The organism is Limnoglobus roseus (genome assembly GCF_008254045.1).
In the GTDB taxonomy this organism is placed as follows: Bacteria; Planctomycetota; Planctomycetia; order Gemmatales; family Gemmataceae; genus Limnoglobus; species Limnoglobus roseus.
This window is the reverse complement of record NZ_CP042425.1, coordinates 3,356,683-3,372,083: the sequence shown is the minus strand read 5'-3', so window position 1 is coordinate 3,372,083 and position 15,401 is coordinate 3,356,683. Positions and strand designations below refer to the sequence as shown.

Here is a 15,401-nt window from a genome sequence, read left to right as displayed (position 1 = left end):
TCTGCGAATGTCGTCGATCCCCCCGCCCGTGAAACCCGTCACCGTGCCGGAGTTCCGCTCCGCGAAGGGGCAGCGGAAGCTCGCCGTCGTCACCGGCTACGACTACACGGCCGCCCGCCTCCTCGACGCGGCCGGCGTCGATTGCATCCTCGTCGGCGATTCGCTCGGCATGGTGATGCAGGGCCACCCCAACCCGCTGCCGGTGACGCTGCCGCAAATGCTCTACCACGTCCAGTGCGTCCTCCGCGGTACGAAGCGGGCACTCGTGATCGGCGACCTGCCGTTTCTGAGCTACCACGAATCGCCGCGGCAGGCCGTGCGGAACGCAGGGAAGTTCCTGAAAGCCGGGGCCGCGGGCGTGAAGCTCGAAGGCGGCGAGCGGATGGCCGAGCAGATTGCCGCGTGCGTGCGGGCCGACATCCCGGTGATGGGCCACGTCGGCCTGACGCCGCAATCGGTCCAGCGGTTCGGCGGCTTCAAGGTGCAACGGAACGCCGCCCAGATCGTTGCCGACGCGAAGGCCGTGGAGCAAGCCGGAGCGTTCTCGCTGGTGATCGAGAGCGTGCCGCCGGCCATCGCGGAGGAAGTGACGAAGGCCGTCAGCATCCCGACCATCGGCATCGGTGCGGGTGCAGAGTGCGACGGACAGGTGCTCGTCTTCCACGACTTGCTCGGCCTCTTCCCCGACTTCCGCCCGAAGTTCGTGAAGGCGTTCGCCGAGTTGGGAACCGCCGTCACCGCCGGCGTGTCCGCGTACTGCCAGGCCGTCCGCGACGGCACCTTCCCAGGGCCGGAGCACACGTTCAAGTGAGGCCGGCCGGTGCTGATTCTCTCCCACGTCAAGCAATCGGTCGAATCGCTCGCCTTCTCCCCGGACGGCCGCTTCATCGCCGTCGGCGGCACTAGCGGCAAGGTGGGCCTACAAATCTGGTCCTGGGCCACGCAATCGCGGATGAGCCAGAAGACATCCGTTCCGGTCGCGGTCTACGGCTTATGGTGGCTTGCCGACGGCCGCCTCCTCGTCGGCCGGGCCGGACTGGGGGTACATATCTACCAGCGTGACCCGGCCGACCTATGGGTAATCACCTGTTTCCATAACGCTCTGTTGACCGGAATTACACCGACCGGCCACGGTTGGGCCTCGTACCGCCCACCGCTGGCACACGAGAACCATTTGTTCGGAATTCGTCTGAGCGCGGCCGACGTGCGGCACGAGGAGTGGTCCGTACCCATCGGCCTTACGGGTCGGTCGAAGATGGCTTTTGCCCTGGCCGGCGGCCGGTTTCTCTCTGTCGAGGAAGAGTACGCCGACCTCCAACCGAAGATCCGCGTCTACCTCCGATCGACAGCAACGGGCGAAGTTCTTGAGCAACTAACCTACCCGTACTGGGTCATTGGCCCCGGCACTGTCGCCCCAGACGGCCTGAGTTTCTGGATTGCCTACCACCGTTCGATTATCCGCTGGCAGGTCGGGAACCCAACTCATTTCGCAGACCTGATTCAAAACGACAGCCGCCAACACTTCACCGCCCTGGCCTTCTCGCCAGACGGCCGTCACCTAGCGGCCGCCGGCAACGATCAAGCGGTGAAGTTCTACGACGCCGAGACGGGGCAACTCGCGAAGACGTTCACCTGGGACATCGGCCGGATGCGGAGTATCGCCTTCTCGCCCGATGGCACGATGGCCGCCGCCGGCAGCGACACCGGGCGGGTCGTCGTGTGGGACGTAGACGTGTGAGGAATATCCATGCTCGTACTCGACGCCGGCTGCCGGGTGAAGGAGTTGCGGTTCAGCCCCGATAGTCGGTACCTCCTCGCCGGCAGCGGTTACCCCGACGGCGGGTATGGACAATTGACGGAGCAAGCGTACCTCGACGTCTGGTCCCTGTCCGACGGCGGTCGACTTCGCGTGCCGCTGCCGACGGGCCAAAGTTGGCACACGGCAAACGAGTTGGCCGTCCACCCGATCGCCAACGAGGCTCAGCTAACGCTCCGCGGCCAGTCCTTCGGCGTGCGGTTGGCCGACGGCGAACTCTTGCCCGGTGACGATCCTCCCTCCATCGGATCGGTTCATGCCGTCGCGATCTCTCCGCACGGCGATCGCACGGTCTTCGCGCACGTCGAGTACGGCAATCACATTCTGTACGGCCGCGGGGCAAACGCCCTCGCCTGGGAGCGCAAGCTCGACGGCTGGAACTGCCACCTCGCGGGCTTTCTGCCGGACGGCGACCGCTTCGTGACGGTCACGGAAAAGATGGTCCACGTCCGCAGTTTCGCGACCCACGGAGAGGCCATCGCGACGGCGAAATACCCCACGTACAACATCCACCAGCCGCAAGTCTCGCCGACCGGTCGGCACCACGGCGTGATCGGCTACGCCAGCATGTACGTCTACGACTTGACCGCGCTCGCCAAGCCCCGGAAGATCGGCGGCACGAGCAGCTTCGGCGACTTCCGCTCGTTCGCGTTCCACCCGGGCGAGCGCACCCTGGCCGTCATCCACGGCGGGCCGACGCTGGTGAAGCTCTACGACGTGCCGACGCTGAAGCCGGCCCGCAAGTTCAACTGGAAACTCGGGCCGCTGCTCAGGTCGCGTTCAGTCCCGACGGCACGCTCGCGGCGGCCGGCAGCGAGGGCGGCCAGATTATCGTGTGGGACGTGGACCTCTAACGGAGATCGGCCGTGCTCGCATGGCAGGCGTTCGACAAGCGGGTCAATTACCTCGCGTTCTCGCCGGACGGTACGCGAGTGGTCGCGTGCGGCGACTCGGAGGGCATCAAGGTCTTCGACTCGTTCACCGGTCGAGAACTCTGGTTCCGCACGGGCGACGGGCGGCGGGAGCACTGGCACGGCCACTTCACGCCGGACGGCAAACGGGTCGTCCTCCTGTTCGGGAACCAGATTCTCGTCCTCGCCGCCGACGACGGCCGAGAACTCGCCAAGCACTCGCGGGTCATCGCGGCCTTCGCCCTGCTGCCGGACAGCCAACACCTGATTGCGGTCACGCGGGCGATGGACACGTGCGAACTGAAGCAGTTGACGCTCCTCGGCGGGGACCGCATCTGGAAGAAAGTTCTGACGTACAAGGGCGGCATCATCCGCCTGATCCTGTCGCCCGACCAGCGGCACCTCGCGACGATCAGCAACTTCGAAGGCTTGCTCCTCGACACCGCCACGCGCAAGATTCGCTTCAAGCTACCCGACAAGCGGTTCGACAACTTGAGTGCCCACCTCGCGTTCTCGCCGGACGGCCGCACGCTGGTCTACACGGCCGGCTCGGCCCTGCACGTGTGCGACGTGGAGGCGGCGAAGTTACGCGCGACCGTCACCCGCAAGGGCACGGGCCACGGCGAACTCGCCTTCACGCCCGACGGCCGGCACTTGCTCCGCGTCGGCCAAGGCGCGAGCGTCAGCCTGTGGGACACGGCGGCGTGGGAGCCGGCCCGGTCCTACAACTGGAAGGCCGGCCGCCTCTCCAGCTTGACGGTTTCGCCCGACGGCACGCGGGCCGCTGTCGCGAGCGAGCGCGGCAAGATCGTCGTCTGGGACCTGGACGTGTGAGGGGTACATTTCGAGCTACACGTTCGGAACCGGCAAGGGGAATGCGAAGGGGATGACGCCGAAGTCGACCAGCAACTCGACGATCTGCGTGAGGTTGGTTTCCACATCCGCGAACGGCACGTCTTTTGGAATGATGGGGTCGCCGTAGGCTCTCGCGGTTTGTTCCCACCCGTCACGAAAGGTTTCTTGACCGGCACAATCGATGAATCGTGATTCACAAGCGACACGAAACTCGGCGGCGGCCGTTGACCAGAAATCGCGATCTGCCAAATCAGTTCGCTGACGGATGCGCCAAAGGTCGTACAAGTCCTTCGCCCGAATCGTGTCTCCCGGGCGCTTCATTTTCCGTCGGTACGCGGGTAGAGAGCTGAGAAACGCACGCAGTTTCTCACCCGCAATTCGCGACAAGGAATACGCCCGAACGGTGTGGTCCCCGATCGGTAGGCCGATGACCGATGACGGCAACAGGGTTTCCGGAGCGGCGATGTCGATGGTTGCCGCCGGCGCTCCGACGAGCCGCTTGCGGGCGTCGTCGACGCTCATCCTCACTTCGAACGCGTCCCATCCCATCGGATGGTCTTTGAGAGGCTTCCGAACGATGCGGAGGGTCTTCAGTTGAAACACGACCGGCCGCATTTCTTCAAAGCCTTCGCGGACCGCCCGCGTCAATGCGACTTCGAGGCGGTGGAGTTGTTCGGCCTTGTCGGGCGTCCGCGTGGCGAAATCGATGCTCAAGTTCGAATCAATGTCGAGCGATTGGCGGTTGGTCCCCAACCACAGGTTCAGAACCCGCGCCCCTTTGAAAATGAGCAGGTTGACGACTTCCGCGTCCGCCGCGAGGCCGGCGAACACCGCGTCCAACACCTCAGACGTCCACCGTTGCTGTTCTTGAGGGTTCATGGCACTTTGACCAGCCAGCGGTCGTCGAGGCGCGTGTAAGGCACGCCGGGGAGGAGTGAGATCACGGCAAATTCGCCCGCCCGATCGATGTCGTTGCGGGCCGCTTCCAGATGCCGGGCCAATGGTGGTGACGGCTTAAAATCCAAATGCTCTAGCAGTGCCCCGACGCGCCGCGTCGTGGCGGGGTATTCCATCGCCCGCAGGTATTCTAACAGTCGCCTTTCGTTCAACAGTTGGTCGCCGATCACCGTCTTCCAGGCCTCGAATACCACCTCTTCTCCGCCGCAATGGTAGGGCTTGTACAAGCCGTCGAGTAGCGTCTGTTCGCGGTCGGTGATTCGGATGCGGGTGCGCGGCCCGTGCATGCGTTCCTGGATGCCAGGGACGAGGCGGGAAGATCGCGTCGTGGTGTAGTAGTGAACCTTGTCCAACGTGAACGCCACCGTTCCGAGTTTTGGAGGGCCTTTGCTTTTGGGCTCCGTACCCTCGGCAGCTTGGCCACTGTTTAGCTTTCGGGCAGCGGCCGGGGCGGGCTTCGGGGCGGTCAGCGTGGCGATGTGATGGTGGGCAGGGGGTTGAACCGTGAGGCCGTGATACGCCATCGCGCTGAAGTAACAGATGATTCCCCGCGGAGCGGCGGCGGTGAGGAATTCACACGGTTCAACGATGCATTGGGGTCCTGCGCCGATCTCGAATAGCCAAAACCGCGCCAACCCCGCATCCATGGGGTAGACGAGACGAACCTTCTCCAACCAGTCGAGCAACGTCTTATTTGACATGTCTGATTCATAGCCATCACGGACGAGAATCACTCGCAAGGATTCGCAAATGTCGTCGAAGTTCGACTTGGTTATCAATCTTGCACATGGCAACATATCGAGTGGTGCGGCCAGGGTATTCGACAACCGATAGAGAAATGTTTCGAGGAATTGATAACGTCTCAGAATCTGTTCAGCATGATCCATCTTTACGCACGCCATCCCCGTCTAATTGCTAGCAATTAGACGGGGATGGCGTGCGTAAGTCAAGATACAAAATGGACTTGATTGGAAAAAAACACCAGATAGGCTGTTTCAGCCTATCTGGTGCAGAGGAATCTCTGCCTGAATCACAAGGTGCTCCTACTTTTTCCCTTACGATTCATCCGCCAATCGCACGACGTCGTAGACCTTCAGCATCGCCCGGCGTGTCCACACTCACGGCGTGAGCGATCTCTCGCTCGTAGACGAAGTCGAGCACCAGCAATTGGACGTTGCCGTCGAAGATCAGACCCACCGCCTCGCCGTTCGCGTACCATATCCCCCGGGACAATTCATTCACATCTCAGGGGAGGGTTGACATGCAACTCGGAATGATCGGCCTCGGGCGAATGGGCGGAAACATGGTCGAGCGGCTGATGCGGGACGGGCACAAGTGCGTCGTCCACGACCGGTCGGCCGAGGCGGTAGCCCGGTCCGCCGCCGGCGGCGCGACCGGGGCCAACTCGCTCGCCGAGTTCGTGAGCAAGCTGGACACACCGCGGGCCATCTGGGTGATGGTCCCGGCCGGCGTGGTGGACGCGACCCTCGCCGAGTTGGTCCCCCTTCTCGCCCCGGACGATGTGGTGATCGACGGCGGCAACTCGTACTACGTCGACGACATCCGCCGGGCGAAAGAACTGGCCGCGAAGGGCCTGCACTACCTCGACGTCGGCACCAGCGGCGGCGTGTTCGGGAAGGACCGCGGGTATTGCCTGATGATCGGCGGCGACACCACCGCCGTGAAGCGGCTGGACCCGATCTTTGCCACCCTCGCCCCGGGGTTCGACACGGCGGTTCGGACGGCGGACAAGTCCGGCGCCCCCTCGCCAGCCGAGCGGGGCTACCTCCACTGCGGGCCGTCCGGGGCGGGGCACTTCGTCAAGATGGTCCACAACGGCATCGAGTACGGCCTGATGGCCGCCTACGCCGAGGGGTTGGCCATCCTCAAGCACGCCAACGTCGGCAAGCGCGAGCAGACGCACGACGCCGAGACGACGCCGTTGCGGAACCCGGAACAGTACCAGTACGACTTCGACGTGGCCGCCGTGACGGAAGTCTGGCGGCGGGGGAGCGTCGTGGCGTCGTGGTTGTTGGACCTGACGGCCCACGCACTCAGTCAAAGCCCGAACCTGAGCAACTTCGCCGGCCGCGTGTCGGACTCCGGCGAGGGTCGGTGGACGGTCCAGGCGGCGGTCGACACCGGCGTCCCGGCGCACGTTTTAACGACGGCCCTGTACGAGCGGTTCAGTTCCCGCGGCGAGGCCGAGTTCGCCGACAAGATCGTGTCGGCCATGCGGTCGGAGTTCGGCGGCCACCACGAAAAGCCGGCCAAGTAAAAACGGGCGGCCGGGCCTCGCCACGAAGCCCGGCCGCCCGCCGAATGAGATCGAACGAACCGCCGGTCGTCCCGGCGGTTCTCACCCCGTTACTTCTTCCCCTGCAATTCATCCGCCAGCCACGTGGCGTCGTAAACCTTCCGCATCGCCTCGATCATCGCCCGGCTGTCCACGCTCACGGCCCGTGCCACCGTCTGGTCGTAGACGAAGTCCAGCACCAGCGATTGAATGTTGCCGTCGAAGATCAGGCCCACGACTTCGCCCTTCGCGTTCACCACCGGGCTGCCGCTGTTGCCGCCGATAATGTCGGCCGTGCTTACGAAGTTGAACGGCGTCTTCAGGTCGAGGGCCGACTTCTTATCCTCCCACCGCTTCGGCAGTTCGAACGGGTACTTGTTCTCCTGCTGCTTGCTCCGCTCGTACAGGCCGGCCATCGTCGTGAACGGCGGCACGTCCTTGCCGTCTTCCTTGTACCCCTTCACCTGGCCGAACGCCAGCCGCAGGGTGAACGTCGCGTCGGGGTAGTTGCCGGTGCCGTCCATCGCAAACCGGGCTTTTGCGAGGGCCGAGTACGCCTGCCGCCGGGGTTCGTCGATCTCGGTTTCGACCTTCTTGCGGATGGCACGGGCCGGGCCGTCCACGAGTTTCGCCAGCGCGATCATCGGGTCGGCCGCGTCGGCCCCGCCCTCGAACATCGCCTTGCGAACGGGCACGTCCTTCAACTTCGTGCCGCTGACGAGGTCGTAAGCCCGCTCCCGTGGCGACTTGCCGGCGAGGACTTGCTTCACGAGTTCGTGGTCGGCCCCGAACGTCGTCGCCAACAGCGTCAGGCCGTCGGCGAGTTTGAGTAGTTCCAGGTCGTTGGAGATCGGTTCGTCTGAAAAGAGCTGTTGTTTCAAGGAACCCAGTCGGGCCTCGCCGAACTCCGGCAGTCGCTCGCCGGCCGGCTTGCCCTTTTCGTCCGTGTACCGCACCAGCGTCCGGGCGAGGCTGAACAGGTGGCTGTTGAACGCGGCCCCGCCTTCGAGGAGCGTCATTTCCTTGATGTACTCGACCCGCTTCTTCTGCCCGGCGGCGATGACGTCGAACGCCTTCGCCGCGTCCGCGGGAACCTTGTCCGCGTTGGCCGCGATGAAGTCCCGCAGCCGCTTCTCTTCGGCCGCCTTGCGGGCCATGATCTGCGGATCGAGCAACCCGCCGAGACCGCCGATGCGGGCCTTGCGGCTGTTCTGGATGCCGAACAGATCGTCCTCGCCCTCCTGCCGGTTCGCCTCACTGCGGGCGACCCACGCGCCGAGCAGGACTTCGAGCCGGTTGAGCCGCTGCATCAGGTACGGGTAGCCGGTGTCGCGGAGGTATTCGAGTTCGGCCACGGTATTCTGCCGGTTCGTGCGGCCGGGGTGGCCGGAGACGAACGTCAGTTCGCCGTCCTTGCTGCCGGCCTCGCTCCACTTCAGGTAGTGCTCGGGCTTGATCGGCTTGCCGTCCTCGTAGACGCGGAAGAAGCACATGTCGAGGTCGTACCGCGGGTACTCGAAATTATCCGGGTCGCCGCCGAAGAACGCGATCGCCTTCTCCGGGGCGAACACGAGGCGGATGTCGGTGTACTTCTTGTACGTGTACAGGTGGTACGCCCCGCCGGCGTACAGCGTGACCACGTCCGCCCGCACGCCCTTCGCCTCGTCGGCGTTCGCCTTCTCAAGCTCGGCGATCTTCCCCTGCCGGGCCTTGAACGCCTCGGCCGGCGGCAAGCCTTCCTTCACCGCCGCGTTCACCTCGGCGGTCACGTCCTTGATCGACTGGAGGCAGTTCAACTCCAGCGCCTTGCACTTGATCTCTTCGGCCGCCGTCTTCGCCTGGAAGCCTTCCTTCAGGTAGTCCTTCTCCTTCGTGGACAGCTTTTGCAGGTCGTCGGCCCCGACGTGGTGGTTGGTCATCACGAGGCCGGTGGCCGACACGAAGCTACCGGACCCGCCGCTGTTGAACCGCACGCTGGCCTTCTGGAGGTGGTCCAGCCAGGCGTCCGTCGGCTCGAAGTTGTACTTCTCCTTGAGGAGCTTCTTCGGCACGTTGTTGAACAGCCACATGCCCTCGTCGGCGCTGGCCGGCGGTGATGTCATGGTGAACCCCGTTACGGCGACGGCCGCCGCCAGAATGCGAGCACGGAAACGCATACGTTCTCCTTCGAGATGTGCCGCGGTCCTCCGCGAGCCGAGAGGGAGTTATAGGCGGGAAGCGGGGGGAAGGCCGCGCGAACCGCGGCGGTCCGCCGGCCCGCGACATGGGCTTGACGCGACCGCCCGAAATCCGCGACGATTGCCGATGATGCTCTTCGAGACCGATACCGTCTGGGTCGAAGCCGCGAACCGCGTCGCGACCCTCTGGCTGAACTGCCCCGGCACGCGGCTGAACGCGGCGAGAATCGCCGAGGTCGGCCAGGCCGTCGAAATTGTGCGCACCAACCCGTTTCTCGAAATCCTCGTCGTCCGCAGTGCGAGGCCGACGGCCTTCTGCACGGGCTTCGAACCAGAAGTGTTCGCCACGGAAGCCGACGCCCACGAGTACGCGACGGCCGGCCGCCGCGTGCTGAAGCAACTCGCCGAGTTGCCGATTCCCACGCTCGCGTTCATCGACGGCCCCTGCCACGCGGCCGGGTTGGAACTAGCGTTGGCGTGCGATTACCGTCTCGCGGTCGCCACGCCAGACGCGACTCTGAGCCACGGCGAATCGCCCTGTTGGGGCGGCACGGCACGGTTGCGGAACCTCATCGGCCGCGATTCCATCGGCACGCTGACGGCCCGCGAGGCGAAGGCGGCGGGGTTAGTCGATCACGCCTTTTGTCGACGGCGGGCGAAGGTCGAACTGCGGACGTTCCTGGACCGCCTCGAAGACCGCCCCCGCAAGCGGCGGCAGCCCTGGTTCGGCTGGCGGCGAACGCTGCGACTCGATGCGGAAGAGTTGGCGGCGTTCCTCAAAATCCGCCGCGTCGGCACGGGCGATGTTCGCACCCATTCCCCGTGCGACGGCACAGTCATCGAACTGCGGAACTGTCCGCAGGCGGTGCCGTTCGCGGCCGAGTACGCCCTCCGCGGCGGCACGGTCGTCACGAATTATCCCGCCGCAGTCCACGAACGGCTGGCCGAACCGTGGGCTCGTGGCCGGGCCACGCCGTTGGAACTGGAGCAAGCCCGCGGTCGGGTTCGCACGACCGGCCCGGCAAAGCTCGTGTTGGAGAGTGAATCGGCCGAGCCGCTCGCGATCGTGCGGGCCACGCTGGCACCGTACCGGCAGGCGGTCCGCGTCGGCTTCCCGGTGCTCGCCGAATCGACGGCCGTAGAACTGACCGGCGGGGCCGCATCGGCGTCGGTCGCGGGCGTACTCGCGGCGGCCGGGTTCACGCCGGTCGTCGTGGACAACGCCCCGAAGCTCGCCGTGCGGCCGCTTCTGGCCGCCGTGTGGGATGAGGCCGTTCGTCTAGTGGCGGAAGGCTTCCCCATCGACCTGATCGACGACGCGAGCGGGGTGGTATCGCTGGCGCCTCTGCTGCGAAGCCTGGACGCCGTGGGAAGTGACACCGCAATGTCACTGGTGCCGCGACTGCGGCCGTTCGCCGAGGCGGGGCTGCGGGAGGTGTTCTACCACGCCGACCGGCCGCGGGAGGCGAACGCCCTGGCGCAACTGCTCCTCTCGCCGGGGCCGCGGCTGATGACGAACGAGGAACCGGACGAGCGCGAGTGCGACGTGATGCGGACCGAGATTGAAGCCCGGTTGACGGGGCGGCTACGGGCGGAACTCGAAGGGGTGGGCGAAGGCGGGCAGCGGGTGGCGGTCACGGCGGGGTTGATCCTGCCCGAAATTCTTCCACCTGCGGGAGAGCGATTCAGCCGTCGGCGGGTGGCATAAGTGGGCGAAAGCCCAGGCACGGCCGTGCCTGGGCTTTTAGTCTCTACACTCACTTCGCGGTCAACTTCTGGATGAAGAAATCGTTGACGTTCTTGTACTTCTTCGACTCCGCACCGGGGTACGACACCTCCGCTTCGACGCCGGCCGCCTTCATCACCTCGGCCAACTTCACGCCGTAGATCGCGAAGTGCGTCGCATCCTTCGGGGACTGACCGACCTCGACCGGCACGTCCGGCTTGCCGTAGGTCAGCAGCACCGGCGCGTCGTCCTTCGTCACCAGTTCGATCGGCGAATACTCCTTGATCCACGGCATGATTTTGTCGCGGTTCTCCAGGGCCAACTTGAACTCCTCCGGCCGCGTCCGCCCCTTCTCGGCAAAGCCGAAGGCGTGCCCGGCGTAGTTCGCGTTCGGCATCCACTCGCGGAGTTGCTTCGGGTCCAGCGACGTTTGCGCGCCGCTGACGGCCGCACACGTCAGGCGGGTCGATTCGCGTGCAACGGGATCGCTACTCTTCGGGTCGGCGAGGTCGTCGTGGAAGGCCAGCCACAAGGACGTACACGCCCCAGCCGACCCGCCCGTCGCGCCGACGCGGGCCTTGTCGAGATTCCACTCCTTCGCCTTCGACCGCAGCGTTTGCAGGGCACGCGCGGCGTCGTGTAGCGGGGCCTTCACTGGCGGTTCGACCTTCTCTTCCATCGCCTGGGCAATGAACCGGTAGTTGACGGCGACCACGGAGATGCCCGCGTCGAGAAGGGGCTTGATCGCGCCGGTGCCGTACCCGGTCTTGTCGCCGTTCACCCAGCCGCCACCGTGAATGAGCAAGACCAGCGGCGTCGGCTTGTCCGACTTGGCCTGCCAGAAGTCGAACTTCTGCCGAACGTGGGGGCCGTATGCCACGTCGGCGGCCGTCGGCGTCGGCCGTGCCGGCGGGGCTTTCTTCTCCGGCTCGGCGGCCTTTTTCGGGGCCTGTGGCTTCTCGGCTTGGGCCAGGGCGACCGTCACGCCGAGGCCGAGCGCGACGCAGGAAAGGAACGTGCGAAACATCAACACGATCTCCGTGAGAGGAAGGGGGAAGGTCAGGATACTCGCCCGCGGCCGTGGGGTCACGCGAACTGTTGTTCGATCGCGGCGACGCCGACGAGCGGGGTGGTGCAGACGAAGTTCTCGCAGACGTAGACCGTCACCGTGTCGTCGATCATCGGCCGATCCCGGAGCAAGGCCATTTCGCTCGCGCCGGCGGTCGGGTCGTGGAAGGCGATCACTTGATTCGGCCGGAATTTCGCGCGAAGGAACATCAGTACCCGTACGGTGTCGGGATCGTTCGCCTTCCCGATCACGGCGATCTCGCGGGTGGGTCCGAGGTACAGGTCGAGGGCGATCAGCAGCTGCCCCGCGGCCGACGGGCTGTCGGCCATCAAGTTGCGGTACACGGTCAGCGTGCGGAAGGCGGCCTCCCGGTAGTCGTCGGCGGAAATCAACTTCGACAACCGCAGGAGGGCCGTCGCGGCGACGGCGTTGCCAGACGGCGTGGCCCCGTCTTGCAGGTCCTTCGTGCGGGCGATCAGTTCCTCGTGGTCGTCCGCAGTAAAGAAGAACCCGCCGACTGGGTCGGCGAAGTGTTCCAGCATCGTGTCGCACAACTCGGCGGCCGTGTCCAGCCACCGCAGCTCGAACGTGGCCTCGTACAGCGTCACCAGCGCATCCGCGAGGTAGGCGTAGTCTTCGAGGTAGCCGGCCAACTTCGCCGGCGAATCGACGCCGCAGGTACGGTACAGGCGGCCGTCGGCAGAACGCAATTTCGTGAGCACGTACTCCGCCGCCGTCACGGCCGCGGCCACGTACTTCGGCTCGCTGAGGATTGCCCCGGCCCGCGCGAATGCTGAGATCATCAGCGCGTTCCACGCCGTCAGAATCTTCTCGTCGCGGCCCGGCCAGACCCGCTTCGCCCGTTCGGCGTAGAGCTTCGCTTTGATCGCCGCCAGCTTCTGGCGGAACGCCGGCAGCGAGAGGTTGTTCAGCTTCGCGTCCTGCTCGTCAGTCTTCGAGCGGAACAGGATGTTGTGCCCCTCGAAGTTGCCGTCCGACGTGATGCCGTACACCCGCGTGGCGAGTTCCGCCAACTCGTCGCCGAGGATCGCTTCGACTTCCTTCAAGCTCCAGACGTAGAACTTCCCCTCTTCGCCCTCGCTGTCGGCGTCGAGCGTGCTGTAGAAGCCGCCGGCCGGCGAGGTCATCTCGCGCAGCACGTAGTCCAGTGTTTCGCGGGCGATCTGCTCGTAGAACGGGTCGCCCGTCTGCTGGAACGCCTCGACGTACCCCGGCGGCAGCAGGGCGTTATCGTAGAGCATCTTCTCGAAGTGCGGCACCAGCCAGCGCTCGTCGACACTGTACCGGGCGAACCCGCCGCCGATTTGATCGTACATCCCGCCGCGGGCCATCTTGTCGAGCGTCAGCCGGGCGGCGTGCAGGGCCGAGCCGTCACCGAACCGGGCGTTCGCCCGCAACAGCACGCGGAGTTCCAGTGGGTGAGGGAACTTCGGGGCGCTACCGAAGCCGCCGTGCGTCGGGTCGAACGACCGCCGCAACACTTTCGCCGCGTTGTCGAGAATGGCCGGCGTCAGTGCCCCGTCGCCCGGTTCCGGGTTGCCGGTGGCTTGCAGGGCTTCGGCGACCTGCTTGCCGACCTCACCGAGTTGCTCGCGCTTGTCCTTCCAGGCTTCGACGACACTCGCGAGCAGCCGCTTGAAGCTCGGCCGGCCGTACATGTCCTTCGGCGGGAAGTACGTGCCCGCGTAGAACGGCGTCAACTCCGGCGTGAGGAACACACTCAATGGCCACCCACCACCCTCGCCGCGGTTCAAAAGATGGTGAGCCGTCATGTAAATCTGATCGAGGTCCGGGCGCTCCTCGCGGTCCACTTTGATGCTGACGAAGTGATCATTGAGGGCCTTCGCCGTGGCCTCGTCCTCGAAGCTCTCGTGCTCCATGACGTGGCACCAGTGGCACGCCGAGTAGCCAACGCTCAGGAAGATCGGCCGGTCGAGTTCCTTCGCCTTCGCGAGTGCCTCCGGCCCCCACGGGAACCAGTCCACCGGGTTGCCCTTGTGCTGCCGCAGGTACAGGCTCGATTCGGACGCGAGGCGGTTCATGGTGGATCTCCCGTGGTGCTGTCATCGTAGAGCTTCTGTTGATGAAAAGCCCACGCACGGCCGTGCGTGGGCTTTGACTCACTGCCTACAATGGGGATTCATCCCACCAGGAGCGGCACCGTGAGCGAGCGACCGAACACGTTGAAGGCCTTGCGCGAATCCGGCTGGCAGTCGAAGACCGTGAAGAACGAACTCCGCGACAACTTCCTCACGGCCATGAAGACCAACGACGAACTCTTCCCCGGCATCGTCGGCTACGACGACACCGTCATCCCAGAGATCAACATCGCCATCCTGGCGGGGCACGACATGCTCTTTCTCGGCGAGAAGGGACAGGCCAAGAGCCGCATCATGCGGTCGCTCGTGCGGTTCCTCGACGAGTACGTTCCCTACCTGAACATTCCCGGCTCGCCGGTTCATGAAGACCCGTACCACCCGATCACCAAGGTCGGCCGCGACCTGCTCGCGAACACGCCGGAAGATCAAGTGCCCATCGCGTGGTGGCACCGCAAGGAGCGGTACGCGGAACGCCTCGCGCCGGGCACGAAGTTCGCCGACATCATCGGCGAAATCGACCCGGCGAAGCTCGCCGGCGGCACGAGCATGAGCGCGGAAGACGCCCTGCACTTCGGCCTCATCCCGCGGATGCACCGGGCCATCTTCGCGATGAATGAGATCCCGGAACTCGACGACCTCATCCAAGTCGGCCTGTTCAACATCCTCGAAGAACGCGACGTGCAGATCCGCGGCTATCCCATTCAGTTCGACCTCGACGTGCTGATCCTCTTCAGCGCCAACCCGACGACGTACAACCGATCGGGCAAGGTCATCCCGCAGTTGAAGGACCGCATCGGCTCGCTGATTCAAACGCACTACCCCCGCGAACGGCAACTCGGCATCGAGATCATTGAGGCCGAGAGCGGCATGGACCTCGGCGGCGAGTTCCCGGTTTTCGTGCCGTACTTCATGAAGGAGATCATCGAGCAGGTCAGCGTGTCGGCCCGCAAGTCGAAGTACGTGGACCACGCCAGCGGCGTGAGTGCCCGGTTCAGCATGGCCAACTACCGCACGATGGTCGCCAGCGCCCGGCAGCGCGGCGTGAAACACGGCGAGAAGCCGGCCGTGCCGCGGATCAGCGACCTCGGACACCTGCCTACCTCATCCCTCGGCAAGCTCGAACTCGACTTGATGGGGTCGAACCAGATGAGCGAGAAGCAGGTCTTGGAAGCGATCATCGCCGACGCCGTGCGGGTGGTGTTCGAGGAGTACGTCGAGAAGCACGGGCTGGACGAGATCGCCGAAGTCTTCGGCAAGGGCGTGAAGATCGAGGTCGGCGACTTGCTGCCGAGTGCCGAGTACGCGAAGCGGCTGAAGCGGGTGCCGAAAGCGTGGGACAAGGCGTTCGAGGTGAACGCGGCCGAGAGCGACGCAGTGCGGGCGTCGTGCGTCGAGTTCGTCCTCGCCGGCATGTACGCCAGCGACCGCATCAGCCGCGCGAGCAAGCACGGCCGGATTGTGTACGAGACGTGAA

Annotated in this window: 13 protein-coding genes; 6 read left to right on the top strand and 7 right to left on the bottom strand. The window is 65.1% G+C overall.

Features of this window, described 5'->3' with window-relative positions:
* Positions 1-7: 7 nt before the first annotated feature.
* Complete coding sequence (gene panB / locus PX52LOC_RS14250) at positions 8-811, top strand: 3-methyl-2-oxobutanoate hydroxymethyltransferase (protein WP_149110731.1); 804 nt, start codon at positions 8-10, stop codon at positions 809-811.
* Between the two features lie 9 nt (positions 812-820).
* Positions 821-1,738: a WD40 repeat domain-containing protein gene (locus PX52LOC_RS14245; protein ID WP_149110730.1), complete on the top strand. Its 918-nt coding sequence runs from the start codon at positions 821-823 to the stop codon at positions 1,736-1,738.
* Positions 1,739-1,984: 246 nt separating this feature from the next.
* Here the strand turns inward: PX52LOC_RS14245 and PX52LOC_RS40515 are convergent, their stop codons facing one another.
* Positions 1,985-2,284, bottom strand: coding sequence for a hypothetical protein (locus PX52LOC_RS40515; protein WP_168218994.1), 300 nt, complete (start codon positions 2,282-2,284; stop codon positions 1,985-1,987).
* Between the two features lie 398 nt (positions 2,285-2,682).
* On the opposite strand from PX52LOC_RS40515, the gene PX52LOC_RS14240 reads away from it, so the two are divergent.
* Positions 2,683-3,561 (top strand): WD40 repeat domain-containing protein, encoded by an 879-nt coding sequence (locus tag PX52LOC_RS14240; RefSeq protein ID WP_149110729.1) that lies wholly within the window; start codon positions 2,683-2,685, stop codon positions 3,559-3,561.
* Between the two features lie 15 nt (positions 3,562-3,576).
* Here the strand turns inward: PX52LOC_RS14240 and PX52LOC_RS14235 are convergent, their stop codons facing one another.
* The 3 genes from PX52LOC_RS14235 to PX52LOC_RS43860 all read right to left on the bottom strand — a co-directional run bounded on the left by PX52LOC_RS14235 (position 3,577) and on the right by PX52LOC_RS43860 (position 5,781).
* Positions 3,577-4,461 carry a nucleotidyl transferase AbiEii/AbiGii toxin family protein gene (locus PX52LOC_RS14235; protein WP_149110728.1) on the bottom strand — a complete coding sequence of 295 codons (885 nt, stop codon included), beginning with the start codon at positions 4,459-4,461 and terminating at the stop codon, positions 3,577-3,579.
* Positions 4,458-5,426: a type IV toxin-antitoxin system AbiEi family antitoxin domain-containing protein gene (locus tag PX52LOC_RS14230; protein WP_149110727.1), complete on the bottom strand. Its 969-nt coding sequence runs from the start codon at positions 5,424-5,426 to the stop codon at positions 4,458-4,460. Before PX52LOC_RS14230 ends, PX52LOC_RS14235 begins: the two co-directional genes overlap by 4 nt.
* Before the next feature lie 175 nt (positions 5,427-5,601).
* Positions 5,602-5,781, bottom strand: coding sequence for a S46 family peptidase (locus PX52LOC_RS43860; RefSeq protein WP_149110726.1), 180 nt, complete (start codon positions 5,779-5,781; stop codon positions 5,602-5,604).
* A 19-nt stretch (positions 5,782-5,800) separates the two neighbouring features.
* On the opposite strand from PX52LOC_RS43860, the gene gnd reads away from it, so the two are divergent.
* The gene (gene gnd, locus PX52LOC_RS14220; RefSeq protein WP_149110725.1) at positions 5,801-6,817 is read left to right on the top strand and encodes a phosphogluconate dehydrogenase (NAD(+)-dependent, decarboxylating); all 1,017 of its coding nucleotides are present in this window, start codon (positions 5,801-5,803) and stop codon (positions 6,815-6,817) included.
* Between the two features lie 89 nt (positions 6,818-6,906).
* On the opposite strand, the gene PX52LOC_RS14215 is transcribed toward gnd, so the two are convergent.
* Positions 6,907-8,991, bottom strand: coding sequence for a S46 family peptidase (locus PX52LOC_RS14215; protein ID WP_149110724.1), 2,085 nt, complete (start codon positions 8,989-8,991; stop codon positions 6,907-6,909).
* A gap of 148 nt (positions 8,992-9,139) precedes the next feature.
* Here PX52LOC_RS14215 and PX52LOC_RS14210 point away from each other — a divergent pair, with 148 nt between their 5' ends.
* Entirely contained in the window at positions 9,140-10,720 is a 1,581-nt protein-coding gene (locus tag PX52LOC_RS14210) for an enoyl-CoA hydratase/isomerase family protein (RefSeq protein WP_168218993.1), read from the top strand.
* 49 nt (positions 10,721-10,769) lie between these two features.
* Here PX52LOC_RS14210 and PX52LOC_RS14205 read toward each other — a convergent pair whose 3' ends face one another.
* Both PX52LOC_RS14205 and PX52LOC_RS14200 read right to left on the bottom strand, forming a co-directional pair.
* Complete coding sequence (locus PX52LOC_RS14205) at positions 10,770-11,765, bottom strand: alpha/beta hydrolase (protein WP_149110722.1); 996 nt, start codon at positions 11,763-11,765, stop codon at positions 10,770-10,772.
* 59 nt (positions 11,766-11,824) lie between these two features.
* On the bottom strand, positions 11,825-13,870 hold the full coding sequence (locus tag PX52LOC_RS14200) for a thioredoxin domain-containing protein (protein WP_149110721.1): 2,046 nt from the start codon (positions 13,868-13,870) through the stop codon (positions 11,825-11,827).
* A 90-nt stretch (positions 13,871-13,960) separates the two neighbouring features.
* Here PX52LOC_RS14200 and PX52LOC_RS14195 point away from each other — a divergent pair, with 90 nt between their 5' ends.
* A complete protein-coding gene (locus PX52LOC_RS14195) occupies positions 13,961-15,400 on the top strand; it encodes a magnesium chelatase (RefSeq protein WP_149110720.1) in 1,440 nt (479 codons plus the stop codon).
* Position 15,401: the final 1 nt, after the last annotated feature.

What these genes read in the sequence shown, in the direction of transcription:
- panB (WP_149110731.1), top strand. Translation starts at nt 8, where the DNA reads ATGTCGTCGATCCCCCCGCCCGTGAAACCCGTCACCGTGCCGGAGTTC.
- PX52LOC_RS14230 (WP_149110727.1), bottom strand. Translation starts at nt 5,426, where the DNA reads ATGGATCATGCTGAACAGATTCTGAGACGTTATCAATTCCTCGAAACA.
- gnd (WP_149110725.1), top strand. Translation starts at nt 5,801, where the DNA reads ATGCAACTCGGAATGATCGGCCTCGGGCGAATGGGCGGAAACATGGTC.
- PX52LOC_RS14200 (WP_149110721.1), bottom strand. Translation starts at nt 13,870, where the DNA reads ATGAACCGCCTCGCGTCCGAATCGAGCCTGTACCTGCGGCAGCACAAG.
- PX52LOC_RS14210 (WP_168218993.1), top strand. Translation starts at nt 9,140, where the DNA reads ATGATGCTCTTCGAGACCGATACCGTCTGGGTCGAAGCCGCGAACCGC.
- PX52LOC_RS14235 (WP_149110728.1), bottom strand. Translation starts at nt 4,461, where the DNA reads ATGAACCCTCAAGAACAGCAACGGTGGACGTCTGAGGTGTTGGACGCG.
- PX52LOC_RS14205 (WP_149110722.1), bottom strand. Translation starts at nt 11,765, where the DNA reads ATGTTTCGCACGTTCCTTTCCTGCGTCGCGCTCGGCCTCGGCGTGACG.
- PX52LOC_RS14215 (WP_149110724.1), bottom strand. Translation starts at nt 8,991, where the DNA reads ATGCGTTTCCGTGCTCGCATTCTGGCGGCGGCCGTCGCCGTAACGGGG.
- PX52LOC_RS14195 (WP_149110720.1), top strand. Translation starts at nt 13,961, where the DNA reads ATGGGGATTCATCCCACCAGGAGCGGCACCGTGAGCGAGCGACCGAAC.